At 66.6% G+C, this 26651-nt stretch carries 30 protein-coding genes; 15 read left to right on the forward strand and 15 right to left on the reverse strand.

Annotated elements, in window-relative coordinates:
* Positions 1-56 precede the first annotated feature (56 nt).
* Genes OYT95_RS37515 through OYT95_RS37525 form a run of 3 tightly spaced genes read right to left on the reverse strand, consistent with a single transcriptional unit; the run spans position 57 to position 2922 of the window.
* Positions 57-980: a hydroxymethylglutaryl-CoA lyase gene (locus OYT95_RS37515; RefSeq protein WP_268790486.1), complete on the reverse strand. Its 924-nt coding sequence runs from the start codon at positions 978-980 to the stop codon at positions 57-59.
* A complete protein-coding gene (locus OYT95_RS37520; protein WP_112298310.1) occupies positions 977-2242 on the reverse strand; it encodes a CaiB/BaiF CoA transferase family protein in 1266 nt (421 codons plus the stop codon). Before OYT95_RS37520 ends, OYT95_RS37515 begins: the two co-directional genes overlap by 4 nt.
* Positions 2243-2286: 44 nt before the next feature.
* On the reverse strand, positions 2287-2922 hold the full coding sequence (locus tag OYT95_RS37525) for a TetR/AcrR family transcriptional regulator (protein WP_112298309.1): 636 nt from the start codon (positions 2920-2922) through the stop codon (positions 2287-2289).
* Between the two features lie 86 nt (positions 2923-3008).
* On the opposite strand from OYT95_RS37525, the gene OYT95_RS37530 reads away from it, so the two are divergent.
* Entirely contained in the window at positions 3009-3575 is a 567-nt protein-coding gene (locus tag OYT95_RS37530) for a VOC family protein (RefSeq protein ID WP_112298308.1), read from the forward strand.
* Positions 3576-3603: 28 nt separating this feature from the next.
* Positions 3604-4242, forward strand: coding sequence for a carboxymuconolactone decarboxylase family protein (locus OYT95_RS37535; RefSeq protein WP_112298307.1), 639 nt, complete (start codon positions 3604-3606; stop codon positions 4240-4242).
* A 54-nt stretch (positions 4243-4296) separates the two neighbouring features.
* Here OYT95_RS37535 and OYT95_RS37540 read toward each other — a convergent pair whose 3' ends face one another.
* From OYT95_RS37540 to OYT95_RS37565, 6 genes are all read right to left on the reverse strand, one after another.
* Positions 4297-4797 (reverse strand): helicase associated domain-containing protein, encoded by a 501-nt coding sequence (locus tag OYT95_RS37540; RefSeq protein WP_037239448.1) that lies wholly within the window; start codon positions 4795-4797, stop codon positions 4297-4299.
* A 151-nt stretch (positions 4798-4948) separates the two neighbouring features.
* Complete coding sequence (locus tag OYT95_RS37545; RefSeq protein ID WP_245973244.1) at positions 4949-5359, reverse strand: AMIN-like domain-containing (lipo)protein; 411 nt, start codon at positions 5357-5359, stop codon at positions 4949-4951.
* Between the two features lie 549 nt (positions 5360-5908).
* Positions 5909-6541, reverse strand: coding sequence for a VOC family protein (locus tag OYT95_RS37550; protein ID WP_268790487.1), 633 nt, complete (start codon positions 6539-6541; stop codon positions 5909-5911).
* Between the two features lie 75 nt (positions 6542-6616).
* Complete coding sequence (locus OYT95_RS37555; protein WP_268790488.1) at positions 6617-7375, reverse strand: SDR family oxidoreductase; 759 nt, start codon at positions 7373-7375, stop codon at positions 6617-6619.
* A gap of 307 nt (positions 7376-7682) precedes the next feature.
* The gene (locus OYT95_RS37560; RefSeq protein ID WP_268790489.1) at positions 7683-8336 is read right to left on the reverse strand and encodes a DUF305 domain-containing protein; all 654 of its coding nucleotides are present in this window, start codon (positions 8334-8336) and stop codon (positions 7683-7685) included.
* Complete coding sequence (locus tag OYT95_RS37565) at positions 8326-9900, reverse strand: LVIVD repeat-containing protein (protein ID WP_128638494.1); 1575 nt, start codon at positions 9898-9900, stop codon at positions 8326-8328. The genes OYT95_RS37560 and OYT95_RS37565 overlap by 11 nt, the downstream gene beginning before the upstream one ends.
* A 155-nt stretch (positions 9901-10055) precedes the next feature.
* On the opposite strand from OYT95_RS37565, the gene OYT95_RS37570 reads away from it, so the two are divergent.
* Positions 10056-10970, forward strand: coding sequence for an exodeoxyribonuclease III (locus OYT95_RS37570; protein ID WP_268790490.1), 915 nt, complete (start codon positions 10056-10058; stop codon positions 10968-10970).
* A gap of 39 nt (positions 10971-11009) precedes the next feature.
* Here OYT95_RS37570 and OYT95_RS37575 read toward each other — a convergent pair whose 3' ends face one another.
* Entirely contained in the window at positions 11010-11327 is a 318-nt protein-coding gene (locus OYT95_RS37575; RefSeq protein ID WP_037239461.1) for a hypothetical protein, read from the reverse strand.
* A 65-nt stretch (positions 11328-11392) separates the two neighbouring features.
* Positions 11393-12310: a hypothetical protein gene (locus OYT95_RS37580; RefSeq protein ID WP_442972537.1), complete on the reverse strand. Its 918-nt coding sequence runs from the start codon at positions 12308-12310 to the stop codon at positions 11393-11395.
* A 268-nt stretch (positions 12311-12578) separates the two neighbouring features.
* Between OYT95_RS37580 and OYT95_RS37585 the strand changes: the two genes are divergently transcribed.
* Both OYT95_RS37585 and OYT95_RS37590 read left to right on the forward strand, forming a co-directional pair.
* A complete protein-coding gene (locus OYT95_RS37585) occupies positions 12579-13736 on the forward strand; it encodes a hypothetical protein (RefSeq protein ID WP_268790492.1) in 1158 nt (385 codons plus the stop codon).
* A gap of 81 nt (positions 13737-13817) precedes the next feature.
* A complete protein-coding gene (locus OYT95_RS37590; RefSeq protein ID WP_128638496.1) occupies positions 13818-15095 on the forward strand; it encodes a sensor histidine kinase in 1278 nt (425 codons plus the stop codon).
* Between the two features lie 36 nt (positions 15096-15131).
* On the opposite strand, the gene OYT95_RS37595 is transcribed toward OYT95_RS37590, so the two are convergent.
* The gene (locus OYT95_RS37595; RefSeq protein WP_037233989.1) at positions 15132-15344 is read right to left on the reverse strand and encodes a TOBE domain-containing protein; all 213 of its coding nucleotides are present in this window, start codon (positions 15342-15344) and stop codon (positions 15132-15134) included.
* An 81-nt stretch (positions 15345-15425) separates the two neighbouring features.
* Positions 15426-15908: a hypothetical protein gene (locus OYT95_RS37600; protein WP_268790493.1), complete on the reverse strand. Its 483-nt coding sequence runs from the start codon at positions 15906-15908 to the stop codon at positions 15426-15428.
* A 135-nt stretch (positions 15909-16043) separates the two neighbouring features.
* Between OYT95_RS37600 and OYT95_RS37605 the strand changes: the two genes are divergently transcribed.
* The 8 genes from OYT95_RS37605 to OYT95_RS37640 all read left to right on the forward strand — a co-directional run bounded on the left by OYT95_RS37605 (position 16044) and on the right by OYT95_RS37640 (position 23986).
* Positions 16044-17450, forward strand: coding sequence for a sensor domain-containing diguanylate cyclase (locus OYT95_RS37605; protein WP_268790494.1), 1407 nt, complete (start codon positions 16044-16046; stop codon positions 17448-17450).
* Positions 17451-17802: 352 nt separating this feature from the next.
* A complete protein-coding gene (locus OYT95_RS37610) occupies positions 17803-20841 on the forward strand; it encodes a serine/threonine-protein kinase (RefSeq protein ID WP_268790495.1) in 3039 nt (1012 codons plus the stop codon).
* Positions 20842-20984: 143 nt separating this feature from the next.
* Positions 20985-21374 (forward strand): hypothetical protein, encoded by a 390-nt coding sequence (locus tag OYT95_RS37615; RefSeq protein WP_037233983.1) that lies wholly within the window; start codon positions 20985-20987, stop codon positions 21372-21374.
* Between the two features lie 89 nt (positions 21375-21463).
* Positions 21464-22579, forward strand: coding sequence for a CapA family protein (locus OYT95_RS37620; protein WP_037233980.1), 1116 nt, complete (start codon positions 21464-21466; stop codon positions 22577-22579).
* Between the two features lie 95 nt (positions 22580-22674).
* Positions 22675-22926, forward strand: a complete 252-nt coding sequence (locus tag OYT95_RS37625) for an AAA family ATPase (protein WP_268790496.1) — start codon at positions 22675-22677, stop codon at positions 22924-22926.
* A gap of 33 nt (positions 22927-22959) precedes the next feature.
* Positions 22960-23586, forward strand: a complete 627-nt coding sequence (locus OYT95_RS37630) for an NAD(P)/FAD-dependent oxidoreductase (protein ID WP_268790497.1) — start codon at positions 22960-22962, stop codon at positions 23584-23586.
* Positions 23583-23771, forward strand: a complete 189-nt coding sequence (locus OYT95_RS37635; RefSeq protein ID WP_268790498.1) for a hypothetical protein — start codon at positions 23583-23585, stop codon at positions 23769-23771. The genes OYT95_RS37630 and OYT95_RS37635 overlap by 4 nt, the downstream gene beginning before the upstream one ends.
* Positions 23771-23986 carry a hypothetical protein gene (locus OYT95_RS37640; RefSeq protein WP_268790499.1) on the forward strand — a complete coding sequence of 72 codons (216 nt, stop codon included), beginning with the start codon at positions 23771-23773 and terminating at the stop codon, positions 23984-23986. Before OYT95_RS37635 ends, OYT95_RS37640 begins: the two co-directional genes overlap by 1 nt.
* 23 nt (positions 23987-24009) lie before the next feature.
* Here the strand turns inward: OYT95_RS37640 and OYT95_RS37645 are convergent, their stop codons facing one another.
* Positions 24010-24198, reverse strand: coding sequence for a hypothetical protein (locus OYT95_RS37645; RefSeq protein WP_112298296.1), 189 nt, complete (start codon positions 24196-24198; stop codon positions 24010-24012).
* Between the two features lie 165 nt (positions 24199-24363).
* Here OYT95_RS37645 and OYT95_RS37650 point away from each other — a divergent pair, with 165 nt between their 5' ends.
* A complete protein-coding gene (locus tag OYT95_RS37650; protein WP_268790500.1) occupies positions 24364-25632 on the forward strand; it encodes a serine/threonine-protein kinase in 1269 nt (422 codons plus the stop codon).
* A gap of 4 nt (positions 25633-25636) precedes the next feature.
* Here the strand turns inward: OYT95_RS37650 and OYT95_RS37655 are convergent, their stop codons facing one another.
* Entirely contained in the window at positions 25637-26170 is a 534-nt protein-coding gene (locus OYT95_RS37655) for a poly-gamma-glutamate hydrolase family protein (protein ID WP_255221532.1), read from the reverse strand.
* 9 nt (positions 26171-26179) lie between these two features.
* Here OYT95_RS37655 and OYT95_RS37660 point away from each other — a divergent pair, with 9 nt between their 5' ends.
* Positions 26180-26635 (forward strand): hypothetical protein, encoded by a 456-nt coding sequence (locus OYT95_RS37660; protein ID WP_268790501.1) that lies wholly within the window; start codon positions 26180-26182, stop codon positions 26633-26635.
* Positions 26636-26651: the final 16 nt, after the last annotated feature.

Raw genomic sequence — 26651 nt, forward strand, 5'->3', positions numbered from 1 at the left:
GCTACCGCTGTGGGCGGCGAAGCGGGTCGTCCGTCCTGGTGGCGGCAGCGAGGTGGTCAATTGCAGGCGGTGCCGGCCGGTACCGGTAGGCCTCCGGCCTGGAGCAGTCCGCTGGCGAGGGATTTGTGGAGCAGGCGCTCAGCCAGTCGAGCGGCGACGAGTTCCTTGTCGATGTCGATGCCGGTGGTGATGCCACCATCTTCGAACATGTAGACCAGTTCCTCGGTGGCGATGTTGCCGCTGGCGCCGGGCGCGAAAGGGCAACCACCGAGGCCACCGACGGAGGCGTCGAATTGGCGGATGCCCACGGTGTACGCCGCCCATGCATTGGCGAGGCCCTGACCGCGGGTGTTGTGCAGGTGCAGGCCGAGATCGATGTCGGGGGCGGCGGCGCGTACCCGGGTGAGCACGTCGGTGGTGCGCACCGGTGTCGCGGTACCGATGGTGTCGGCGACCGACAGGGCGTCCGCGCCCGAAAGAATTGCACGGCGAGCGATTTCGGCCACCCGATCCGGTGGGGTCGGGCCGTCGAACGGACAATCGAAGGCGATGGCGATGATCACTTCGAGATGGCCGCCGGCCTGGTGGACCAGTTCGGCGACGGGGGCGATCAGCGCGATCGACTCCTCGCTGCTGCGGCCGACGTTGGCTCGGTTGTGCCCGTCGGAGGCGGACACGACGTACTCGAGGCGGGACACGCCGGCCGTGAGTGCCCGCTTCACCCCGCCGAGACCGGCCACCAGCGCCGAGAACGTCACCTGCGGCCAGCGGCGGAGGTGGGCGGCGACGGCCTCGGCGTCGGCCAATGCCGGGACGGCTCGGGGGGAGACGAAGGACGTGACCTCGATGCGCCCGACGCCGGTGGCCGCGAGTGCGTCGATCAGCTTCAGCTTGGCCTCGGTGGGAATGGGGTTCTCGATCTGCAGTCCATCGCGGGGTCCGACCTCGCGGATGTCGACCCTCGGTGGGGTCTCGGTCATGAGATCGTGCCCTGATCGCGCAGCGCGGCGAGCCGTTCGGCGTCGTAACCGAGGAGCTCGGTGAGGACCTCGTCGGTGTGGGTTCCCGGTCTGCTTGGCCCGCCCCAGCGGACCCCGCCCGCGGTCTCGCTGAGTTTCGGGATGACCCCGACTCCCTTCACCGGTTCCGGGTCGAATCCTTCGTCTCCGGGCCCGACGGACGGGTCGACATGGTCGACGAAAATCTCGCGTGCGTTGAACTGCGGGTCGGCCAGTACCTCGGCAACGGTGTTGACCGGTCCGGTGACCACCTCGAACTTGGTCAACAGTTCGATCAGGTCAGTGGCCGGGAAGCCGGCCGCCCACTCCGCGATGAGCGCGTCGAGTTCGTCCTGGTGATCACCGCGCGCCGTGTGGGTGGCGTAGCGGATGTCGGTGGCCAGCTCCGGACGACCCATCGCGGCAGCGAGGCGCGCGAACAGGGTGTCCTGGTTGGCCGCGATGATCACCCACAGTCCGTCCTGCGTCCGGTACAGATTGGACGGTGCGACGCGATCGAGTCGGGTGCCGGAGGGCTGCCGGACGTGCCCGGTCTTGTGGTAGTCCGGAACGGTGGATTCCTGGATTGCCAGGGCTGCCTCGGTGAGCGCGGCGTCGACGATCTGTCCCCGTCCGGTGCGCTCGCGCGCGATCAGTGCCGCGAGGACACCCTGGAAGGCGAACATCCCGGCGAGGCTGTCTCCGAGGGAGAGGGCGAGCCGCGGCGGCGCCTGTCCGGGAAACCCGTTGAGGTGGCGCAATCCGCTGATGCCTTCGGCGACCGAGGCGTATCCGGGACGGCCGGCGTACGGCCCGGTCTGGCCGTATCCGGAGACCCGTGCCAAGACCAGCCTCCGGTTGATCTCCCGCAGGACGTCGTAGCCGACGCCCCAGCGTTCGAGGGTTCCGGGCCGGAAGCTCTCGACGACGACGTCGGCGGTGGCGACGAGGTCGAGGAAGATCTGCCGTCCTGCTTCGGTTCGCAGGTCGAGATTGACGCATCGCTTGTTGCGGGCGTGCACGGACCAGAAGTACTGGTGTCCACCCTCTGCCTGCCCCCAATCCCGCAGTGGGTCAGGACGATCCGGGGCCTCGATCTTGATGATGTCGGCCCCCATGTCTCCGAGCAGTCGTCCGCAGTAGGGGCCGGCGATCAAGGTGCCCAGTTCGAGTACCCGCAGGCCGTCGAGTGCGCCCGGGGGGATCTCATCAGTGGCGGTCGAGGGCGGCGCATGCGTTGTCATGGTGCTTGCCTTTGGGGGATGAGAAGGGATGAAAAATTCGGTGCTCAATCCCGGTTCAGCCCGAGTGCGCCGAGGCACATCTGGTCGAGGGTGTCGAGCAGAGCCGCCTCGTCGGCCTCGTCGCCCTGGATCAACCACAGGTACAGGGTGTGGTCGACCATGGCGGCCATGGCGCGGGCGGCCAGTACCGGGTCGAGGGTGGCCGTCACCAGGCCGTCCTGCTGCCAGCGTGCGATGGCGCGGGAGGTCCGGTCGATCAACTGACGACGGTGCTCGTGTCGGAGTTCGCGGAACTCGGCGTTGAACGTCGCGACCTGTTCGACGATCGCCATCAGTCGGGCGTTTCGGCGATAGGCCTGATAGTACGAGCGGTTGGAGGCGATCAGCTTCTCCGCCGGAGACAAATCCGTATCGGTCGGCTCCCGGCGGTGCATGTCCTCGAACAGTCGCGTGCTCAGCTCCCGGAACACGTCGTCTTTCGACTCGAAATAGCGGTAGAAGGTGCCGTAGGAGACCTTCGCCTCCTGGGCGATGTGTTCGACCCTGGTGTCGAGGAATCCGACCGTCTCGAACACCTTCTGTGCGGCGTCGAGGAGTGCGTCACGCGTCTTGCGACCACGCGCGGTCAGGGTGTCGGCCGTCGCCGGCGTGGACGGGGTATTGACAGATGACTTGCTCACAGACAAACTCTCCCAATAGATGACATGACTGTCAAGTCATTTTTTAACCCTTCTCGCGACGACTTCACCACATCGGAAGGACCGCTATGAGCACTTCGAACTCCAAGTACGAACTTCGTGGTATCAACCACCTCGCGCTGGTGTGCTCGGACATGCAACGCACCATCGATTTCTACTCGGGCGTGTTGGGCATGCCCCTGATCAAGACCATCGAGCTGCCGGGGGACCTGGGTCAGCACTTCTTCTTCGACTGCGGCAACGGCAACACCATTGCCTTCTTCTGGCTAGCCGATTCCCCCGAGGCCGCGCCCGGTCTCGCCGCCCCCAAAGGACTGCCCGACGAGGGCGAACTCGCCAGTGCGGTGGGATCGATGAATCACGTCGCGTTCGCGGTGCCCCCGGAACAGTTCGACGAGTACTACAGCCGGATGCAGGCCGAAGGAATCAAGGTCAGCCGGATACTCAACCACGACGACAGTCCCTCCGGCGTGTCCCGGCACGTGCACCCGGGCACCTTCGTGCGCTCGTTCTATTTCCAGGACCCGGATGGCGTCCTGCTCGAATTCGCCTGCTGGACCCGCACCTTCACCGAAGCCGATGTCTCGCACGAACCGAGGACCGCCGCCGACCGGCGCGTACCCACCGCATCCTGACCCTGCCCGCCGTCCGAAAGGAGCCGCAGTGCCCCGCTTACGTGAAGTGCCCCGCGCCGAAGTCGCCGACGAGAAGATCCTCTTCTTCTACGATCGACTGTTCGGGCCTGACAAAGATCCCGCCGTCGATCACGGCACCGTCCACGGCACTCCCGGCGACTGGTGGACCGTATTCGCCCAGTCGCCGGATGTGTTCCGGCACGCCGTACGCGGGTTCTCGCTCTACCGCAATGCCTCCCTGGACCCGCTGCTGCGCGAACTGGGGCAGGGCCGGGCCGGGTACGCGCGCGGAAGCCAATTCGTCTTCTCTCAGCACTGCAAGCAGATGCGTTCCCTCGGGATGCCCGAGGGGAAGATCGCGGCCGTTCCGCACTGGCAGATCAGCGACTGCTTCTCCGCACTCGAGCGGGCCGTGCTTGCCTACACCGACGGCCTCGTGTACGACGGCGGCCGGGTACCGGACGAGGTATTCGCGGTCCTGAAGACCCACCTGACGGATCCCGAGATTCTGGAACTGACCTACATCACCAGCCTCTACGACATGCACGCGACCATGTGCCGCGCTCTTCGTCTCGAATTCGACGACCGGCCCGAGTTGGTCGCCGAGGTCGAGATTCCTGCAGGTGTCGAGGTTCGGGATCTTTCGGCCGACCTGTCCGGGGAATGACCTGATACTCGAACATCTGTACAGCAACACTATTCGGCCTGCGTGCTGTCCGCCTTACCTCACGTGTCCGACAAGGTGTGCTGATGTTCGGGGGCCTCGTGGTCGTGGACCGGGGGAGACGCCGAGCACGGATAGTGTGCGACGCTCCTTGTCCGGCAAGGCGTCGGCCCTCCACTTCTTCACCGCCCGGTAGAGCCATTGGCCCACCTGTTCACCGTCTGCGGTGACATAGTTCGCGGGAACAAGTGCGTTGCCGTGTTCTTCGCGGTAGGCGGCGATGGCGGTGAGCATCCGTCGCCGCTTGGCGTCGGTACGTGACACGGCCGGAAGTGGGTCGTCGTCATCACTCCACAGAAATCCGATCGCGTCGAGTTGCTCGATGCGCTGGGGCGGCAGTGTGCCGAGCATGCGGGCAATCCGCTGGCGGTCCTGCCAACGTCCCAGTCGGAAACCGCATTCGGTGACGTAGTCGGCCGGGACCGGAGTTCGGGGGTGCTGGTGCTGAAAGGCGCGGTAGAGCTGCAGTGCGGAGGTTGCGGGCCTGTTATCTCGCATCGAGATCGCATCCTTGTGAAAGCCGTCGAGCGTTATCCGGATAGTCATCACTTCAAGTATGTCAACGAGTTTGACGATCTGTCACGAAAGTCGGCTCGTGTCGCCCCGGGAATGCAATCTCTGCCGGGGCGACGAGTGCCCGAATGCGGTGCTAGTCGTGGATGTCGACGGCGATTCTCGTCGGTTCTGTGAGAGTCGTGACCTGGAACTGCGGGTAGTCGGTACGGAGGCCGACGAACGACTGGGTGCCTCTCTCGTAATTCGGTGTGAGGTGTACCTCGACGACGCTGTACGCCGCGGGGTCCGACAAGGGGTTCGGTCCGTTGTACGCGGCGATCCCACTCTCGGCCGAGGAGTCCGTGTCGAAGAAGTAGATCTGCAGTATCGATCGACCGTTGATTCGTGTCGCGGTCTCTCGACCGCGTTGCGTTGCCTCGGCGACGTATTCGGCGCGCCAGCCAGGCGCGTATGTGCCGCCGAAGTCGTAGACGATGCGATCGAACCCGTCGTGCCGCTCGACGTGCACGCCACTGGCCGTAACTCCGGGGACGGGTGGAGTCACCAGCGCTGTGTGCGGGAAGAATGGGATGCCGGATATCGTCGGGCCCGGTGTTGTCGGTGTGGGAGGGCCGGGGGAACCGGGACCCACGTTCGGGTCCGTCGGTGGGGGAGGATCCGGTGGGTGGGGCGCGGCACCTCCACCGGACTGTGCGGCGGGGACCGTGTTCCACGGGATCGTCGTCCCGTCGACGGATCCGGTGTGTTCGCTGGTCGACTGGCAGCCCGCAGCCAGGGCGATGCATGTCACCATTGCCACGAACGGAATCAGTGTGCGCGTGTCGCCTCTCATGGTCTGGATATCGCCGTGCGTCGACGAGTTGTGACTCACCTCGAATGGACGGCGCGATCTGCTCCGGTCGTCGCGCCGCCGACGAGGTCCTCACCGAACCGTCCCGACATCCGGCGGATCCCCGGCGCGAGGGTTCTCGAAAGTACTGTGCAGCAACGGAGTGCGTGACGGTTGCGTGCGGATGGCTCGATCCGCTCGGGCGAGTCGGAGATGGCCTGCCTCGCGGTGGACACGGCAGATGGCCGTGGCGTTCACAACTCCTCACGTGGGCAGGTCGGCCCCGGACTGTTTGGCGGCCATGTACTCGGCGTACCAGTCGGGCCAGTTCGGGTCTTCCTCACCGGTGCGCTCTTCGTGCCCGCCGTGGGCGGCCGCCGCGCGCCGGAGCGCGGTTGCGAGGTCGCGTGCAGAGCCGAACGAGGTGACGGCGGTGTCGATGCGCCCGGGAAGCCGGGTGGTGATCTCCTGCAGCACCCAGGCGTTGCCGTCGGGGTCGCTGAACGACGCCAGCGAGAAGTAGCTGCGACGGTCCGGGTCCAGCCCGTCGCCTGGGCCGTCCGTACCGAGGTGGAACAGGGTCACCTCGACGCCGGCGGCAACCAGCTGGTCACGGGCAGCCTCGATGTCGGAGACGATGAGGTATCCCTTGGCGGAACCGGTTGCGGCCGTTGTGAGGTCGGCGCCGAAATGGATCGAGGCGTCGGCGCCGGGCGGGGTGAACTGGACGACGCCGGATCCCGGCGGTGTGACGTCTTGTCTCCAACCGAGCCGGGAGTAGAACTCGGTAGCGCGGTCGACATCCGTGACAGGGATGACGACGACCTCCAGCTTCATGTCGACTGACACGACATTCGTGTCGGTCGCTTCGTTGGTGTGAACTTCATTCGTGCTCATTTGGTTGCCTCTCTGGTCGAGTTGGGGATTGATCGGGGTGGTCCTTCGACCCACCCACGTTTCGATGTCTGGACATCAGGAGACGAACTGCTGACCACCGTCGATGTCGTACGTCGCACCGGTGAGCGCGGTGTTGCTCATGATGTGGACGGCCAGTGCGGCGACGTCGGTGGGGCCGACGACCCGGCCGATCGGAAGCGTTGCCCGCAATTCGTCCCGGCGCTCGTCCAGTCGATCTCCGAGCAGCGAAGCCGACAGCGGGGTGTCGACGAAGCCGGCGGCGATGAGGTTGACGCGCACCGGCGCGAGCTCGAGCGCGAGGGCCGCCGTGAACGGGGGAAGTGCCGCAGTGGCGGCGGAGGCGATCCCCAGTCCGTGACCGATGCGCCGGCCACCGGTTCCGCCCATGAGTAGCAGCGTGCCTCCGGGCCTCATCTTGCTCGCCGCGTTGCGCGCGACCTCGAGCCCCAGCACCACATGTCCGCTGAGTTGCTCGCGCACCTCGTCGGAGTCCATCTCGAGCAGCGGCGCGTAGCGCGGGCCCCCGGCCGTGACCAGCACGTGGTCGATCGGTGTCGGCAGCTCCTGGAAGAACCTCGCCAAGGACGCCGTGTCGTTGGCATCGAAGGCCGCGGTGCGTTGCGCGCCGACTTCTGTCGCTGCTTGCTCGAGCCGGTCGGGGTTGCGGCCGGTGAGGACGACCTCGGCGCCCTCGGCGCGGGCGCGGCGAGCTGTTTCGAGGCCGATGCCTGCGCTGCCGCCGATCACGACCACGGTTTGTCCGGCCAGTTCCGGTTCGCGCTGGATGGAGACTGGAGTGGTTTCGGTGGTCATAGTTTCTCCGATCGGTAGCGTCGGCTGCCGATGGCCGGGATGCTTGCGAGCAGAGCTCCCACGCTTCCTCCTCGGGCCCGCCGCAGCCGTCGGCAGGACCAATCGCGACCCAGGGGACGCCGTCGCGGGTTGCACCGTTTCGATCCCGGCAGTGGCGTGACATGTAGTCGCCGGACGGCGTCCACCTACGGAAATGCTTCTACAGTCGCCGCGGCCGGGCAAGGGCGGACGCACCCGAGGGGCGACTACCGTCGGCACACGATCGTGGGTGGTCTTTCGAGGTGTGCCGGTCGAGATCCTCAACTCCTCACGGGTGGGGGAGCGGTCTCGCGTTTCGAGTGTCGAGTATGGCTGTCATCACCGCGATTTCATTGCTCTGGTCACGGATCATCCCGCGTGCGATGCGGCGGATCGGTTCGGATGCAACCGCGTGGGTGGCAGCCTCGGCCATGTCGACGCCCCCTTGGTGGTGCCGAATCATGAGCTGTAGAAACAGTGTCTCGGCATCTGCTCCGCGCAGGCCGGCGAGCTGGGTGATCTCGTTGGTACTCGCTGCTCCCGGCATGGGTGCGCCGCCCGGGTCGCTCATGGCGTGATCCGATCCGTGCATCCACTGCATCGGGTGCGGGGTGGTGAACGGCTCGTCGAAGAGGTTGAGCCAGCCGCGCATCGTCGCGATCTCGGAGGTCTGTGTGACGACGATCTGGTCGGCGATGACCCGGACCTGCGGATCGACGTCCTGCGGCAGCGTCTGGGCGATCAGCACGGCCTGCTCATGGTGCACCGACATGTCCTGTGCGAAGCCGATGTCCGCTGATGACAACTGGACCCCGCCGGGGTTCGTGTCGCGCTCCGACTGCAGCAACATTCCGGCGGCGACCCCGGCGGCACCGAGCACGATGGCGCACAGCAGTAGGACGAGGGGACGGCGGAACGACGAGGGCATGGTGTCACTGCCCATAGGTCGAAGCCTGATTCGCCGGTGGTTGATAAACGGCGTCGTCGAGCTGCAACGCCATGAAGCCGTTGTCGCTGCACGAGGTCCAGATCTGGTTGCCGTGGAACTCCGGAGGCGAGAAGCACCAGTCCGCGGACAGGTCGCCGAACGCGACCATTCCGGCGCGCGGTCCGAACGCGACCCGTGGGTCCGTCTTGCCCTCGAAGACGGCGCGGGCGAGCGGAACGAAATTGAAGAGTGAGACACCGATCAGCGAGGACAGTGCGTGCGGTGAGTTGGTGAGCTGAACGTTCTTGCCGGTCTGTGCCGGCGGGTTGTAGTAGGCGATCTCGCTGATGCGGCTCAGATCGCGAACATCGAACACGCGGATCCCGGACGATTCCCAGGAGCACGCGAGCGCGGTCGGGTCGGCTGGGCGATCGACCACGCAGTAGTGCGGATCGTAGGAGAACACCGAGCCGCCTTGCGACGACCGAAGGTTGGCGGCGGTATTGGCCGGAAGCTGGATCTCGAGCTTGATCTTCTGCACGATCTCGGCGTGCGCCGGGTCGGCGACGTCGAACACTTTGATTCCACCACCGCCGGTTTCGTCGACTGTGAAGATGTAGGGCTTGTCCCCATATGTGACCGGGATGCTGTGCTGGTTGAAGAAGCCGTCGGTCCACAGGTAGGTGGCGACCTGCGGCACCGTGGGATACGGGTCGCCGCGTTGCACCGCACTGATGTCGAGGACGGTGATCCCACCGAGATTCGACAGGTACATCCGGTTCCCGTCGGGGGTGATGCCGAATCCGTGCCCGCCGAGTCCGTGTAATCCCTGCCAGATGATCCGCGGCGAGGCCGGGTTTGTGATGTCGATGGCGGTGAGGAATCCCGGTGCGGGGCCGGACACCCAGTAGGTGTTGCCGTCCGGGGAGAAGCCGCCCTCATGGGAGACGAACGGCAGCGGCATCGTGACGTCGGTACCGGCACCACGGTTGAGCAACCGGGGGTGGGCGCAGTCGGAAATGTCGTAGACGGAGAAGTAACCGGTGCCGGCAGCGATCGGCACCGCCGTGGCCGCGAGCAACTTGCGTGCCTTGTTGACCTTCAGGCTTTCCCAGGTTCCGCCCAGCATCGCGGGCTCGTTCAGCGTCGTGGACAACACCGGCTGCGCGGGGTTCGACACGTCGAGCACCTGTACGCCCGGCGTGGTGGGGTTGAGCAGGTTCCCGGGGAAGAACGTGCTGGTGTAGGAGCAGTGGTCGTAGGTCACCGACAGCAGGCCGCCACCGCGATCCTGTAGGCCTCCGACCAGCGACATGTTGCATCGATACCCCTGAGTGCTTCGGCCGTTGTTTCGGTCCTCGGCCGGAACGTCGCCCTGCAAACCCGTTTCCGGCAGCGAACCGGGACCGCAGTTCGCCCGCGGAACGGCCGTCGAACCGACGTCGTCGAAGAAGAACGTCTCGGCTGACGCGATGGCAGGCGCGGGGCTCGTCGCGACGCCGAGGACGACCGATACCGCCAGGGCCGCGGTCGCTACACCTCGCCGGGCACTTCCTGGGCCTGTCCGCGCGATCAGCATCGAGAACTCCCCCCGGCAATGTGGCCTCAATCACCGGAAGGCTAGCAACCCGTACTCGAGTTCACACACAAATCGGTCAACTCCGCAGAACCGGCAGACGTCGCGTGGACGGTGGCGAGATACGACGCGTCGGACGGATCCCTACACTGTGACTCGTGCGAATCGCGACCTTCAACGTCAACGGGATCCGCGCGGCGCAGCGGCGCGGCTTCGAGGACTGGCTTGGCGACCGCGGCCCCGATGTGGTCGCGCTTCAGGAGGTGCGGGCGCGTGCCGCGGCCATCCCGCCGGGGGTGTTCGGCGACTATCACCTCACGTACGACGAGGGGGATGTCGCGGGCCGCAACGGTGTCGCGGTCCTGACTCGGCGTGCGCCCGTCGCAGTCCGGACGTGGAGTGGCACGGCACTGATGCGTGCACCGGGTGAAATGCACACCGAGAGCGACGAACTGGGCCCGGAGCCACTGGCTCGGGGTCTGGGAGAGTTCGCGAACCAGGGTCGGTACGTCGAGGTCGACCTCGCCGAGGCGCCGATCACCGTGGCGTCGATGTACCTGCCGAAAGGCGGTCTTCCGGCCCACCTCCAGAAGCCCGGGCGGATGCGGGAGGCGCCCGACGGCGGAGCCCGGTACGACCGCAAGATGCGCTTCCTCTCCGCGTTCGCGCGACAGTTGACCCGCTCGCGGCGCACGGCGCGCGCACGGGGCAGGGAGCTTCTGCTGATGGGTGACCTCAACATTGCGCACACCCGTTCCGACGTACGGAACTGGCGGCGTAGCAATCAGGCCGAGGGTTTTCTGCCTGAGGAACGCGAGTGGTTCGACTCCATCCTGTCGCCGCGCACCCTCGTCGACGTCGTCCGGCGACACCATCCGGACGCCGACGGTCCGTACTCGTGGTGGTCGTGGCTGGGGCAGTCATTCGTGAACGACATCGGCTGGCGCATCGACTACCACCTCGCGACGCCGCAACTGGCGCGGGCCGCGGTCACGGCCGGCACCGATCGGGATCCGGCAGCCGACCGGCGGATGAGCGATCATGCTCCGGTCGTCGTGGACTACGACTTCTGAGCGGTCCGGTCCCCTCGTGCGGCGTCGGCAACCTGGAACTCAGGTGGTCAGTTTCATCGACAAGAAGGCCAAGGTCGCCCCGAACTCCCGGATCTCGCTGGGCTGGTCCGGCCGACATGCCCACTCGATCAGGTCTCGATCGGCCACCAGGTCGGCTGCGCGACGGCGGGACTCTTCGGGGTCGGGCGGTGTAGCCCGCAGCGCATCACCCAACCGGCTCAGGGGTTCGACGAGGGGAATGAGCTCGGAGGGAGGTCGATTCTCCGGCGTGAAAACCCGCTGAGCGCTCTTGATCACCGTCATTGCCGCGAGCCAGGAACCTTCCCAAGTGCCGGCCCGGTCATTCGGTGGTTGCATAACGCCAGCGTAGACATCGAGCGTCGAGTCTCGCGGGTACTGCCGTGAAATCGCGGGTGATCGGTCTACGGCTGTGCGACTACGGTGTTCCCGTTGCCGTCGGTGCAGTTGATCGTGTAGCCGATCTCCGCGGATCCCGGGTCTCCCGCGAGGCGGCATTCCCAGCCGTCGAAGCTGTACACCGGTTCACTCTTGTCAGGCGCGGCGAAATACTTCGTGAGCATGGTGTGCGCCTCGTCGCAACGGAGTGTTCCCTTCACGATGACCACGGTCGCAGGCTTGCCGGTCTCCGGATAGACAATGGGGCCACACTGATTCGATCCGCGTGCCTGCTTGGGGAGCGGCGCTGGAGTGGGCGCGATCGGCGGCGGGATCGCACTGGGGAGGCTCACAGGTATCGGGGTGTACTCGAACTTGTAGCCGCTGGTGGAGATGGTGAACCCCTTGTCCGTTGCATCCTCCCTGCACGAGACGCCGGAGAACTGCACATTGCAACTGAATCCGTCGATCGCCAGCGTGGTGTCGTAGGGGAGGACGTGGGCGTTGCCGGGAAAGGGTGCCTGGTTCCAGTTCTGGAAGCTCGGCTCCTTCCCCGCCTCGACCGCGATGACGTTCGCCTCCGCCGGCGGGCCGCCGTCGGGCGACGCGATCTGCGGAGTTCCCGGAACACCCAATGGCCCCGCGGTGGGATGAGAGGCACATCCGGCCAACTTCTTCGTGGGAATGATCGCGCACAGCCATTTCCCTGACGGTGTGACGAAGCCGTAGGAATCGGTTTCCGGATCGCCGGCGGCGTACTCCTTCGCATCGACACCGTTGACAGGTGCCTCCGCTGCCGGTGCCTCGCCGGAGGTGCTCGGCGCAGCCGATTCGGTGCCACCGGTCGACGATGCGTCCTGGGTGCAGGCCGCAAGAAGCAGCGATGAGGCACCGGCAATCGATGCCAGTGCCACCGCGGGCTGAATCCTGGTCATGCACCACATCCCTCTCTCGTCAGTCTGCTGGACCGATCGGATGAGATGTTCCCACGAATACCGGTGTGCCGCGTGGCATCGATCGATCCGTCCCGAACACTGCCGGCGACACGTGACCGGAGGTGTCGAGAAGGTCCACCCAGGTGTCGCATTACGCCACCCTGTGGTGATGGTGCCGGATCCGGATTCCCACGAGGATCGATCTCGTGTTCCTCGAATTGTCCGGACTCGCGGGCGGCAAACGGTGAGCCTTCGCGCGCACAGTGCGACCGCCCTGGTGACCGCCGTACTGGCGGTCGCGGTGGCGGCATCGGTCGACTGGCAGGTGTGCCGGGGCGTGTTCAGTGCGACGGAACTGGCATTGTTCGTGTTGGTCGGAGTGGTGTTCGTGGCGGCCGGCCTGGTCGCCAAGAGCCACCGGCCGCAGGACAACCTGGGGTGGCTGCTGGTTGCCGCAGGGCTGCTGTGGCTGGTGAAGGGCTTTCGGCTCTCGACTGTTCCGGCGCTGTTCACGGCAGGTGCGGCGCTGACCAACATGTACATTCCGGTGCTGATCCAACTTGTGCTCAGTTTTCCCTGGGGGCGGTTGCGCCGCCGGTGGGAGCGATGGTTCGTCGGCGGAAGTTACGCGTACTACGCGGTCGCCGTCGTGTCCGAGCTTGCCTTCCTCGACACTCACCGCATCAGCCCGGCTCATCCGCCGTCGTTGAATCTGCTCCTGGTGCGTGACGACCCGTGGGTCTTCGCGGCGTTGCAGGTGATGTTCGGTGCGGTGGGGATCGCCCTCGGTGTGGTCCTGATCGGTGTCGTGGTCACTCGGTGGAGGTCAGGTTCTCCGGCCTACCGGGCGGCTGTGGCGCCACTGTGGATCGCCGCTCTGCTCGGGACCGCCGCAACCGCCTGGACACCGCTGGTCTCCGTGTGGGTGCACAGCCCGCAGCATGCGTGGACGCTGCTTCTGCGATATCCGTCGACTGCGCTCATCCCGCTTGCGGTGCTGGTCGGGATGTGGCGCTACCGAGTCGCCCGAGCTGCGGTACGCAACCTGATGATCGAGATCGGCACCACCCCGCTCGGTGACGGTTTCATCGACGCACTGCGGGCGGCATTGCGCGACCCGAACCTGTCGTTGTGGTCGTTCTCCCGCGCGCACGACGGATATGTGGACGCGCAGGGACGTCCCCAGGTTCTGCCACCCAGGAACGATCCCCGCGAGGCCACGGCCCTCATCCGCGACGGTGTCCTGGTGGGGGCGTTGGTGTACGACCGGGCGGTCGCCGACCAGCCGCGGCTTCTGGCGGCCGTGCGGGCCGCCACCACTCTGGCGCTGGACAATCAGCGACTGCACGGCGAACTCGAGGCGCAGTTCGCGGAGATCCGCAGGGCCCGCGAGCAGACCGTCGAGTCCAGTGGTTCCGCCACTCGCCGGTGCTAGAATCTTGGGCATTGTCGCAGGTCCAGCAGTTGATGTCCTGGCATCTTCCTGTCGGAGTCGCCCGGCCGAGGAGGCCGTCCCATGGCTGAGTCATCGGTACTACCCGCGGATCTCGGCGGCAGCCCAGATCTCGAACGCATCATCCTCGAACACGCCTATCGCGGCGCGTATCTGCAACTCGCACTTCGTGGCGTGCTGGTGCTCTTCATCGCATTGACGCTCGCCTTCGTCCCGCCGATGAACGATGCGGGCGTCTGCGTCGCGATCCTGATCTGCTACGCACTCTGGTCCGGCGGGCTCGCGCTGTGGACTCGTCGGGGCGGTCCGGGGCCGGTGAACGCGATGTGGCTCGCGCTGTTCGTCGACCTTGCGGTACTCGGTTGCCTCACCCTGTTGACTGGTATTGCAGCACAACAGAGTTGGACCGCGGACATCCTGAGCAACGGTTTGTTCGTGATCCCGCTGCTGGCCTCCACGCAGCTGCGCCCGGGCGTGTGTGCGTCCGTGGTCGTGCCTACGGTCTTGGTGTTCCTGGCAGCCAGCTGGGCCACGATGGCCTCGAACGAAGAACCCTGGGCCTCCATCCTGCTCAGCACGATGGCCCTCGCCGTCCTCGGTGCGGGCGCCGTCATGCTCAGCAGAATCCAGCGGTCCAGAGTGCTGACCATCGGTCACCTGGTTCGCGACCGCACCGCCCTGCTCGCCGAATTGATGGGTCTCGAACAACGCGAACGACGTGCGTTGTCCGAGCAACTCCACGACGGGGCGCTCCAATTCGTCCTGGCCGCAAAGATGGACCTCGACGACCTCACCGGCAGTGCCGACCCGGAGGCGGTCGATCGCATCACCCACGCACTCACCGAATCCGCGACCCTGCTCAGGGCGACCGTCTCGGAGCTGCACCCCACTGTGCTCGATCGTGTCGGTCTCGCTCGCGCTCTCGGCGATCTCACTCGCTCTGCCCAGGCGCGTGGCGGTTTCGACGTGGAGCTCCTGACTTCGGAGTGGGTCGACGACTTGCGCACATCGGCTGATGATGTGCTGTTCAGTGCGGCACGCGAATTGCTCAGCAACGTGGTCAAACACGCGCAGGCCCGTACCGTCCGAGTCGAGCTGGCGCGGTGGGGTGAGCATGCGGTGCTCGATGTCACCGACGACGGGTGCGGCATCTCCCGTGAGGCGATCGATCGAAGCCTCAGCAGAGGCCACATCGGACTGACATCGCACGAACTCCGTGTCGTCGCGGCCGGGGGCAGCTTCTCCGTCCACCCCGGATCCCGATCCGGGACGGTTGCGCACATCGACATGCCGTTCGAGATCGTGACAGCACCCGATTCCCTCACCACCTCGGCGTACTAGCAGTGCGCGGGTCTCTGAACTGCTGAGGTTCGGGGGCTACTCGACGCCGAGCATCACCTCGGTGGATTTCACGAGCACCGTCGCAGCCACACCCGACTTCAGGCCGAGTTCCTCGACCGCCTCCTTCGTGATGGATGCGGTGACGATCTGCTCGCCGCCGTCGAGCTTCACCTTGACCGTGGCCATCACACTGCCGAGGGTCACCTCGGTGATCGTTCCGCTGAGCTGGTTCCGGGTGGACAAACGCATCGTGAACCTCCATCTCGGGCCATGTCTGTCCGACGCTAGCCGCAACCACCTCGGAATGGGAGTGGAGTGAACGTGTTCGGATCAGTCCGATGTGACAGTGGACGAGCTCGGTTCGAGGAGGGCAGTGACGCAGGTCGGGCCCAGGCCTATCTCCGGCCACCCCGCAGCGATCATGATGTCGTGCGGGCACGTACACGTTCCGAGCCAATAATTCGGCTCCGTACGGTAAGCGGGTACCCCGCCCCACTTCAGCGGCGAGCCGGATCGTGGCAGGTAGGGGTCGGCTTCGCCCTCCACAGACCCCAGCTGCAGCAGCACCGACAGATACGACCACTGGGTGTCGGGATCGGTCGGATCGGACAGCGATCGTGTCTCGTGACGCGCACGTTCGGCGGCGCGCCCGGTCGCGGTCAACGCGAGACGGACGTGGATTCCGGACGAGAAGGCGACGATTCCGAGCAAGTCGAGGGTGATGTGAGTCTTGGACGCCAGGATGGTGGGACCGTGCACTGCGGTCCCACTGGCTGCCGGCGGCGCGAATGCCGGCCAACGCACTCTGCGCATGCCCCGATGGTGCACCTACATCGAGGCAGAATCAACGTGCCACGCCCGCACCGCCGCGGTGTTGTGGAGGCCGCTTATCGTGGAGGGGGTCACAGGCGGGTGTGGGACGGAAGGTTCGCAGGGGAGGGAGTATCCATGGAGGCTCTGCCGGATTCGGGGATGTTGCTCGCGGTCCTCGAACACACTCCGGCGTTGGTGTTCGTGTCCGAATTCGTGTCGGGGCGGATCGTGTATGTCAATCCCGCGGGTGTCGGTCTGCTCGGATTGGGAGATGCCGTGCACGCGTACGCGAGGACGACGGCGGAGCTTTTCACGGATGTCGGCCTCGTGCAGGCCCGTGAGGTGGAGTCTGCTCTGGTCGAGCGGGGGGAGTGGAACGGGCTGACGGAATTCCGCCATTTCGTGACGGGTGAGCCGATCCCGATGCTGATCTCGACATTCGTGCTGCAGTACACGCGGACCGGGCCGTCGCTGATCGCATCGATTGCGCAGGATCGCCGCGGTGCAGAAGTGGACGAACAACGCCTGCACCGCGCTCTGGGGGAGTCCGCGTACCGGGCCCGCGAGCAGCAGGCGATCGCCGACTTGAGCCAACTCGCCGTCGGCGGAGACCTCGACGAACTCCTCGGTGCGGCGGCCGGTGCGGCCGCCGCACTGATGGGTGTGCAGTGCTCGTCGATCGCGCAGATGTCCGACGACGGCGCACTCGCCGTGCTGGCCTATCGGGGACCCGAGCCCTCGCCGACGGTGTTCGCCCCGGGAAGGGGATCGCAACCCGGATTTGCCGCGGCCAGCGGGTCGGTGATCGTATGCGCCGATCGGGTCCACGAGACCCGGTTCTCCACTGTCGGGATGACGGGGCGCGGGCTGCACAGCGGGGTGTGCGTTCCGATCGGCTCCGAAGTTGTCTGGGGTGTGTTGACCGCGCACAGTCGTCGTCGCCGCGAATACACCGACCGTGATCTGACCTTTCTGCGCTCGGTGACGGCGGTGCTGTCCGCGGCTATCCGCCGCATCGAGGCCGAAGCCGCGTTGGTGCACCAGAGCTTGCACGATCCGCTGACCGGGTTACCGAACCGTGCGTTGGCCCGCCGTCGGCTCGACGAGGCCCTGGACGCCGCGCCGCGCGGCGGCACCCGCGTGGCGCTGTTGTTGGTCGATCTCGACGACTTCAAAATCGTCAACGACAGCCTCGGCCATGCCGGCGGCGACGACGCACTGATCGTTCTCGCCAGGCATCTCCGGTCGGCGGTGCGCCCGGGCGATACTGTTGCCCGCCTCGGCGGTGACGAATTCGTGGTGGTGTGTGAGCACGTCGCAGGTGCAACGGAGGCGGTGGCAATTGCCGCCCGGATCACCGGAAGCCTCGCCGACCTGAACCGGGCAGAATCTCTCGACTGGCCGATCAGTGCCAGTATCGGTGTCGCACTGTCCGATCCGGAGTGCACCCGCGAAGAACTCGTCCGCCGGGCCGACTCGGCGATGTATCGGGCGAAAGCTACGGGGCCGGGCGGTTACGCGCTCTACGACGGCACCTTCTAGGACGGCACCAGAGCCCGATCGGTGCACAGTGGCCGACGTGGCAGGAAGTCGCGGCCGCCGATAGGCACCCTAGGGAGGGGAAATTGTCATCTTGACGCGGATCTCGACCCGTCGAATACTTGCTGGACAGGGCGGATCCCGTCGACATCCGACGAAAAGACTCCGCGCTTCGCCCTTGTGACAGAAAGAATTTCGCGTCGTCGACTGCTGGTGAACGCATCGGCGTGTCTGGTCGACCTGCATCAGAGGTGAATGCGATGAACGCGTGTGCGCACGTTGGTACGAAGCCTGCCCCACTCGGCGGGCATCGCCGCGACGTCGTCGTGGATGTCGGACAGGACTGAGGCGCCCGATGGCCGATTTCGACCCATATGCGACACAGGCGGCGTCGGTCCGTGCAGTCGGCCACGGAATCGTGGCCGAGTTGGACGCCGCCGGGTTCGCAGGTGCCGAGGAGGTGGGCCGGGGCGGGTTCGGTGTGGTGTACCGCTGTCTGCAGCGTTCGCTGGGTCGAATCGTGGCGATCAAGGTCCTGACGTCGGACCTGGACCCGGAGAATCGTGAGCGTTTCCTGCGGGAGGGCTACGCGATGGGTGGGCTCTCCGGCCACCCGAACATCGTCAACATACTGCAGGTAGGCGTGACCGACGCCGGTCGCCCGTACATCGTCATGCACTATCACCCGCGCGATTCACTGGCGGTCCAGATACGCCGAGAAGGTCCGTTGCCCTGGCCGGAGGCGATCAGCATCGGGGTGAAGTTGGCGGGAGCTTTGGAGACGGCGCACCGGACCGGCACGCTGCATCGCGACATCAAACCCGCGAACATCCTTCTCACCGACTACGGCGAGCCGCAGCTCACCGATTTCGGTATCGCGCACATCGCCGGCGGATACGAAACGGCCACCGGCGGGTTTACCGGGTCACTGGCGTTCACCGCGCCGGAAGTGCTCAACGGGGAATCGCCGACGGCGAGATCCGACGTCTACGGATTGGGCGCGACGATCTTCTCGCTGATCGCGGGGAGGGCGGCGTTCGAACGGAAGACCGGTGAGGAGCTCGTTGCGCAGTTCGTGAGGATCAGCAGCCAGCCGGTGCCGGACATGCGCGCACAGGGCATCCCGGACGGCGTGTGCGCTGTGATCGAGAGGGCGATGGCGACGAATCCCGCTGCCCGGCCGGCGTCTGCCGAGGAGTTCGGACACGAACTCCAAGCTGCTCAGCAACACATCGGTTTGCGTTCGGACGCGATGGCGCTGGCACCCCTGGAGGCCGCGCAGGCGACCGAGGAGCACCCGTCGGATTCCGGTGCCGATGGATACCGTCGCATCCAATACGAAGGTTCGGACAGCGGTCAGCGTCCGTGGGGCGAACCGACCCAGCAGCTCCAGCCGGATTCTCATCCGTCGGGACCGCCGTTCTGGCCGCCGAATGGCCCGCCGCCCTGGCCGCCGACCGGAGAATCGGGCAGCATCGGAGAGTCCCGCACAGGCCGGCGCGCGGTCCTGACCATCCTGGCACTGGTCGTCGCGCTGGTGCTGGCCGGCGGCGGCTACCTCGTGCTTCGGGAAACCCCCGGCCCAGGCACCGCACGACCTACCGTCCAGGACGCCGGCGCGTCTCCTGCCGTCGACCCGACTGCGGCGTGGCGACCGGTCAAGGATGCCCGTGTTGCCCGCCAGCAGACGGCAACGACAGTCTCGGACGGGACGATCTGGGTCTTCGGAGGGTTGGACGACAACGGCGTCTCCGCCCAGCAGGAGGGCTATGACCCGGCGATCGACACCTGGAAGGCCGGCCCCGACCTTCCGGTCCCGCTCAATCATGCGATGGCTGTCACCTACAACGACGAACCCATACTGATCGGCGGTTGGAAAGCGGAAGGTCAGAACCTGACCGCGGTCGACTCCGATCGGGTGATGGCCATGCGCGACGGCGGGTGGGTGGACCTGCCGCCGCTGAACGCACCGCGGGCGGCTGGGGCCGCGGCCGTGGTCGGCGACAAGATCGTGGTAACCGGGGGACAGGCGAACGGTCAACTGGTGGCGACGACCGAGGTGTTCGACGGCACGAAGTGGACGACCGTCGCGCCTGTCCCCACGCCACGGGAGCATCTGGCCGGGGTGTCGGACGGGACGTATTTCTATGCGATCGGTGGGCGGGATCTGGCGTCGGACCAGAACACCGCCGCGGTCGAACGGTTCGATCCCGCCGCGGGAACGTGGACGACGTTGCCGGCCATGCCCACTCCTCGCGGTGGGCTCGGTGCGGTGTTCATCGACGGCCGCATCGTCGCGGTCGGTGGTGAAGAACCGACTCGCGTGCTGTCGACGGTCGAGGCCTACGACGTGGTGGCCGGGACGTGGTCGGAATTGCCGGCCCTGCGCACGCCGCGGCACGGGATGGCGGTCGGCGCGGTCGGCAACACGGTGTATGCCGTCGGCGGCGGCATCAAACCGACACACGCCGAATCGACCGCTGTTTCCGAGGCCCTGCAGATCGCGCCCCGCAAGACCCAATGGGCGCCGGCGTGGCGTCCGCTGAAGGACGCGCCGATCGCTCGTCAGCAGACGGCGACCGCCGTCGCGGACGGCACGATCTGGGTGCTCGGCGGACTCGACAATGCGGGGTCGACCCCGAAGGTCGAGGGGAACGACCCCGCCATCGACACCTGGAAGGCGGGCCCCGACCTTCCGGTTCCCCTCAATCATGCGATGGCCGTCGAGTACGGGGGCGAGTTGGTGGTCCTCGGCGGCTGGGTGCCGAAAGGCCCGAATCTCAGCGGGACGACGTCCGACCGGGTGCTCGCGCTGCGGAACGGCAAGTGGGTGGATCTGCCCCCACTGAACGAGCCCCGGTCCGCTGGTGCCGCAGCGGTGGTGGGCGACAGGATCGTGGTGGCCGGAGGGCAGGCGAACGGCGCACTGGTGCCGACGACCGAAGTGTTCGACGGCACGAAGTGGACGACCGTCTCGGACATCCCCACGTCACGGGAGCATCTGGCCGGGGTGTCGGACGGGACCTACTTCTATGCGATCGGCGGGCGGGATCTGGCATCGGATCAGAACACCGCCGCGGTCGAACGCTACGACCCCGCCGCGGGAACGTGGACGACGTTGCCGGCCATGCCGACCCCTCGCGGTGGGCTCGGTGCGGCGTTCATCGACGGCCGCATCGTCGCGGTCGGTGGTGAACAACCGACCAAGGTGCTGTCGACGGTCGAGGCCTACGACGTGGCCTCGGGGACCTGGTCACCATTGCCGCCCATGCCCACGGGGGCTCACGGCATGTCCGTTGCGACGGTCGGTCACACCGTCTACGCCATCGGCGGCGCCCTACGGCCCACCCACGCGGAGTCCACCGCGACCGCCCAGGCACTGGATTTCTGGTGAGAGTGCCGGGTGCCGGGTGTCGATGGGTCGATTTTCCGAATGTCTTCTGTCCGTGTAGTTGTGCTCAGTAGAGGGGGACTAGACTTGTCGTTGGAGGGGGCGGGTTTCGGATGAGATGCGACCCGGGCAGGAAGTGGTTCGTGATGAAGGTGACGGCGAAGGCCACCCGTCGTGGCGGCTGGTGGGTGGTGGAGGTTCCAGGAGTCGAGGCGGCTGTCACTCAGGCGCGGCGGCTCGATCAGGTTTCTGCCATGGTGGCGGATGCCGTGCATCTGGTCGAGGATGTGCCGGCCGAGGACGTAGAGGTGATCCTCGACTACGAGATCGGGGATTCGGCGGCGCTCATGGAGGCTCGAGCGGCCCACTTGCAGGTCGAGTCCGCCGCCCACGCGCAGGAATGTGCAGCGCGTGCCTCACGGGCCGCGGTCGCGCATCTGCGCCGATCGGGTCTCTCGGTGCGTGATATCGGCGTCATCCTCGAGTTGAGCCCGCAACGGGTCTCCCAGCTCGATAGAGCCGGCGCGCGAGCCTGATGACGGTGCGAGCGGCGGGTGCATTCTCCGAGCCGTGATGTCGGTCGCCGAGTATGTTCCCGGCACTTGTGCTGTCGCAAAGGATTTCGATGTCCGACACCATCACGATGTTCCTCGCCGGCGACGTGATGACCGGTCGGGGAGTCGACCAGATCCTCCCCTTCCCCGGCGACCCGGAGTTGAGGGAGCGCTGCGTCCACGACGCCCGCGAGTACGTGGCGTTGGCGGAGAAGCGAAATGGCTCGATCCGCGGCCCCGTCGGGTTCGGGTGGCCGTGGGGTGAGGCGTTGCCCGTCCTCGACGCGGCCGAGCCCGACGCGCGCGTGATCAATCTCGAAACGACCGTCACCACGTGTGCCCGCTTCGCCTCCAAGGGAATCAACTACAGAATGCATCCGTCGAACCTCGGGGTGCTCACCGCTGCGCGGATCGACGTCTGCGTGCTGGCGAACAATCACCTACTCGACTTCGGTGCCGATGGGCTCGTGGAGACCCTCGACGCGCTGGCCCGCAACGGCGTGCGGACCGTCGGAGCGGGGCGCACCGTGGCGCAGGCGTGGTGTCCCGTGGTCGTGGAGGCCGGGGCGGGTCGTCGGCTGCTGATCTGGGCGGCAGGGATGACGTCGAGCGGAGTCTCGCCGCGCGGGGCGGCCCGCCGGGGCCGGCCTGGTGTCGCGTTCCTTTCGGAGCCCACCGGCGCCGAGGCGGACCGTGTGCTCGACCGGACGCGGCTGATACGACGGAACACGGACGTGGTGGTGGTCTCTCTGCACTGGGGTTCGAACTGGGGCTACGACGTGCCGGATGCGCATGTCGAATTCGCGCATCGGCTCGTCGACGGTGGCGTCGACGTGGTCTTCGGGCACTCGTCGCATCACCCGCGGCCGGTCGAGATCTACCGTGGCCATCCGATCTTGTACGGCTGCGGTGACCTGATCAACGACTACGAGGGCATCGGGGGACACGAGGGCTACCGCGACGATCTGCGGCTGCTCTACCTGGTGACCCTCGACGCGCGCACCCGCGAACTGTGCGAGCTGCGAATGGTGCCGATGAGATCCCGGCAGATGCGACTGCAACGCGCGTCGACACGTGACACCGAATGGCTACGGCGGGTTCTCGACGGGATCAGCCGCGGCTTCGGCACCCGCATCGATGCAGGCGACGACGTCCTCGTCGCCCGCGCGAGGCACGCGAACTGGTAAGTGGCGGGTGTGTGCCGCAGCGGGGTGCGCAGCGCACACCGTGAGCGGATCCCACCAAGGTTTTGTCGGAAGGGCACTGCTTCTGGATTGGACGTATGGAGGGCACAGCACAGTCCTCGATACGGCTCGGAGACGTCCTGAATTCGAGGCGCAGGCGGACCTTCGTCGGGCGCCGGGTCGAGCGCGAATTGGTTCGGGCCGGACTGGAGTCGGCCGATCCGCAGTTGTCCGTGCTGTTCCTGCACGGCCCCGGAGGGATCGGGAAGACCACGTTGCTGGGCGAGTTCGCGGAGGTCGCGGCGGAAACGGGCGCGTCGGTCGCCCGGCTCGACGGGCGCGATGCCTGAGTGGGCACCGATTTTCCGCAGCCGGTGAGCGGAATGACCGTCGTGAGCGCCAGCCGACCATTCTTGGAGGGCTACGTGCGTGCCCGGGTGGGCGAACTGGAAGGGGTCACCATCGTGGATCGCTGCGATGCCGCGGGCATCACCACGACGCCCGACCGCCTTCGCGTCACCGGAGCCCGCGTTCTCCGGCGGGCCGACGGCAGTACCGAGGAGATCCTCGACGCCGACCTGGTGGTGGACGCGACCGGACGGGGCTCGCGTGCCCCAATGTGGTTGGCGGATCTCGGCTTCGGACGCCCGGACGAGGACAGGGTGCACGTCGGCCTCGGCTACGCTACCCGCATCTACCGTGCCCCGGCGCCGGGGTTGGGCGACGACCGAGGGATCGTGATCGGTCCGACACCCGATTCTCCGCGAGGGGGCGCGCTACAGCTGCTCGAGGGAAACCGCGTCCTGGTGACGCTGATGGGGATGCTCGGCGATTATCCGCCGGCCGATCCAGACGGCTACCTCGACTTTGCCCGGTCCCTGGGGATCCCCGACCTCTTCGAGGTGATCCGGGACGCAGAACCGCTCGAGCAAGCCCGGACCTTCCGGTTTCCGGCGAGCGTCCGCAGACGGTACGAACGACTGTCGATCCTCCCAGCCGGCTTCCCGTGACGGGGGACGGCCTGTGCAGCTTCAACCCGATCTATGCGCAGGGGATGACCGTGGCGGCGCTCGAGGCGCTCACACTGCACCGTCACCTGCAGCGAGGCACCGAGCCACACGCACGCGGTTTCTTTCGCGATGTCGCGAAGGTGTGGGAGATGTCCGTCGGCGGGGACTTGGCTTTCCCGAAGTGATGGGAAACCGCAGCCCGAAGATGCGGATCGGCAATGCCTACATCCTGCGCCTACACGAAGCTGCCGAGCACGATCCCGTGCTCGCTACCGCCTTCATCCGCGTCGCCGCCCTGGTCGATCGTCCCGAGCGGCTGATGAGCCCAGGGACCCTCCTGCGAGTCCTGCGTCAGAACGTGTGGCACCCCGCCCCGGGCGGCGCCCGAGTAGAAATCTGACGCCGCCGAAGAGCGGGACAAGGTCACCGATCAGCGTCGACGCCGCTGCGAATCCAGTGCTGGATCCGCCAGATCGCGTTGTACAGATTCCACGGTGCAACGTCGTAGGTGTCCCACGGCTGACCGACGTGCGCGGTCCATTCGGGAATCCGCCTACAACAGATCCGGTGATCGAACACGGAAAAGAGGGCATTGCAGAATGCAGTACGCATCAGGTTTCTCCTGAGTCGGGGCGGCCCCGGACCGGGGCAAGCCTAGGTGCGTTCTGCGCATACGAGGACACTACTGGGCTCCAACGAGACCCTATGGCCGCCACGGCATAGAATTTCGGGTGCACAGTTCCGCAGACGCGGCCGATTCGAGCGCGGAGAGTGGCAATGCAAGTGGGAACGCTGTTCGGCAAGTACCGGCTGGACCGTCCGCTGACGGTCGATGTGAGCGGCGAGGTGTGGGCGGCGTTCGACACGGTCACGTTCCGTCACGTCGTGGTGCGGGCACTGCCGCCGGACGCTTCCGAGGACGACGAATTCTGCGATCGGTTCGAACGGGAAGCCGGCATCGCGGCGCACATCCGGAACCCGCACGTGGTACCGATCCACGACTTCGGGCAGATTGGCAACCGACTCTTTCTCGCAACGCCGACGACCCAGGGCACGAACCTGCGGACGATCCTCGCGACCACTGGGCCGATGGAGATATCACGCGCGGTCGGCGTTGTCGAGCAGCTGGCGTCGGCGCTGGAGGCAGTGCGCGCGGCCGGGCTGGTCGAGCAGGAAGTGTCGTCGGCGAACGTCGTCGTGCAGGACGGGGGACTGATCCAGCTCACCGATGTCGGGCTCCCGATGATCCTCGGCGCCGCGTCGGGCGTCTACGGCCTGACCTGCGTGTTGTACGAGTGCCTCACCGGCGAGGTGTTCCCGACATCGGCGATCCCGACGCCGCCCGTCGGCATGGCCGCCGTGATCGCACGCGGAACGGCGGTCGACCCCGCGCGGCGCTATCGGACTGCGGGCGAGCTGGCCGCTGCCGCTCGTCTCGCGGCGCCACCACCGCAGCCTGCCGCCGATACCACTCCCGCGACCCCACCGATCGTCCGGAATCGCCGTCTCGTGGTCGCCGGACTTGCGCTCGCCGCGATCATCGCTGCCGCAATCGTCGGTGGTGTGATCATCGGGTCGGGAGCGGCATCGCCCGACGTCGCCGTGCCCATGCCGTCCTCGAGCGCGGCCGGACCGGCTTCGCCGTCGTCGTCACCGACCGCCATGACGAACCCGACCGCTGCCGAGCAGGTGCCGCCGGTGCAAGAACCACCACCGACTCAGGCGCCGGTCGCGGAGGCTCCCGTTCGAGAGGAGGTCCCACCTTCACCGACGCCGGCACCGCAATCACCACCGATAGCGCCGCTACCCGCACCGCCTCCGGCAGCGTCCGCTCCGCAGGTGCTGCCGTGCTATCCGGGTTACGAGCACACCCCGCCCCCGGACGGTCCGTGTCTCCCGCCCGGCTCGCCACCGGCGAATGCACCGGCACCCGTGCCGGCCCCTGCACCCGCGCCCGCGCCTGCCCCGCAGGTGCTGCCGTGCTATCCGGGATACGAGCACACCCCGCCCCCGGACGGCCCGTGCTGGGCTCCTGCGGGCCCGTGATGTCTCACCGACGATTGTCGGCGGCGATCCAGGAGTCGTAGACCTCGCTGACAGCCGCAGCGATCGCTCGGCCGTGCAGCATTCGTGCGGGTCGGGATTGTTCGATCTGGATTCCGCCGGCCGCATCGGCAGTCAGGCGGTTGACGAGGTTGGATGCGGATTCACCGCAATACCGTTCTCCGGGGTCGGCCACGCGAACGCGGATTCCGCTTCCGTCGACTGCCTTCGCGATCGCGTTGCGGAGGTCCGACTTGAGCCGCGCGGGAGCGAGTCCGCCAATGAGGACGTCGTTTCCTCTGTAGCCGTGAAACGACAGCGCCCACTGGAATCGTCTCGCCGACAGCGAACGCAGGAGCGGAAAGCTGTGGACGCTGAGATCAGTCGAGGAAATGTGCCATGCCCGATAGGCGTGGCCTATCGGTCCCCACCCTTTGCACGCCCACAGCGTCGAGTCGTGTGATCCCAGTGAAGCGACGACCTGCTCAGCCTGCTGATCCGTTCGGGTTTCGATGGCCCCACCGTGCGGTGCCAGGACCACGAGACGGTGATGTCGCCCGTCGTCTTCGAGTCGCTCGATGAACTCACCCTCTATTTCGGCCTCTTTCTCGGTCATGGCGGGGTCGATGCACCGAAAGTCGAGGATCACCGTCTGTCCCGGCGCCGCGCCGAGCCGACGACAGCCACTCTCCGTTATCCGGATGGTGTCGACTTCTTCCATATCGGTATCCGGGATCAGCGTGAACAGTGCGGTCGTTCCCCCGTGGCTGACACGAGCCTGCTGACGCGGCTCCGCTCCCATCCGAGTCAACATCCGCGGGTGAATCCCGATACGTTCGCCGGTGGACGCGCCGGTGGAACGATCGTGACGTACTGCGAGGCACAACGGCATCGAAACCGGCTGGAACGGATGCTGTTCGAACACCTCTTCAGGTTAGGCGCGAATCCGTTGCGGGTGCGGTCGAAACACACAATCGCCACCGATCTCGACGCGCGAATCCTGTGACGCGACGAGCCCCCTT

Source organism: Rhodococcus sp. JS3073, assembly GCF_026810085.1.
In the GTDB taxonomy this organism is placed as follows: domain Bacteria; phylum Actinomycetota; class Actinomycetes; order Mycobacteriales; family Mycobacteriaceae; genus Rhodococcus_F; species Rhodococcus_F wratislaviensis.